The 510-nt window shown below is 41.4% G+C and carries 1 protein-coding gene; it reads left to right on the top strand.

The genetic code is table 11. From position 1 onward, the window contains the following. Window positions 1-432, top strand: a 432-nt coding sequence (gene tnpA, locus DWV16_RS18800) for an IS200/IS605 family transposase (protein WP_118480972.1), incomplete at its 5' end; no start/stop codon positions are given. Window positions 433-510: the final 78 nt, after the last annotated feature.

Raw genomic sequence — 510 nt, 5'->3', positions numbered from 1 at the left:
CCTAAGTGGAACTGCAAATATCATATAGTGTTTGCGCCAAAGTATCGCAGGAAGGCGTTCTATGGAGAGAATAGAGCTGAGATAGGGAAGATATTGCGAGAATTATGCAGATGGAAAGAAATTAACATTATAGAAGCAGAGGTATGCCTCGACCACATACACATGCTGATAGAAATACCACCCAAAATGAGTGTAGCGGGGTTTGTAGGGTTCCTCAAAGGTAAAAGCAGCTTAATCATATTCGAGCGGCATGCCAATTTGAAGTATAAGTATGGGAATAGAACATTTTGGTGTAGAGGGTATTACGTTGATACAGCCGGTAAGAATGCCGCAAGAATAGCAGAGTACATACAAAATCAACTTAAAGAAGATCAAGTTGAAGACCAGATGACACTCAAAGAATATAACGACCCGTTTACGGGTAGTAGATAATAATCTCATGCAAATGGCAGACCGTATATGCACCTTAAGGTGCGGCTGGCATCATAGGGCTTTGCCCGCATATGAAAT

The sequence above is a fragment of the Anaerotruncus sp. AF02-27 genome (assembly GCF_003465835.1).
Lineage (GTDB): Bacteria > Bacillota > Clostridia > Oscillospirales > Ruminococcaceae > Anaerotruncus > Anaerotruncus rubiinfantis.
The sequence above is the reverse complement of the archived record's forward strand: the minus strand, read 5'-3'. Positions and strand labels throughout refer to the sequence as shown.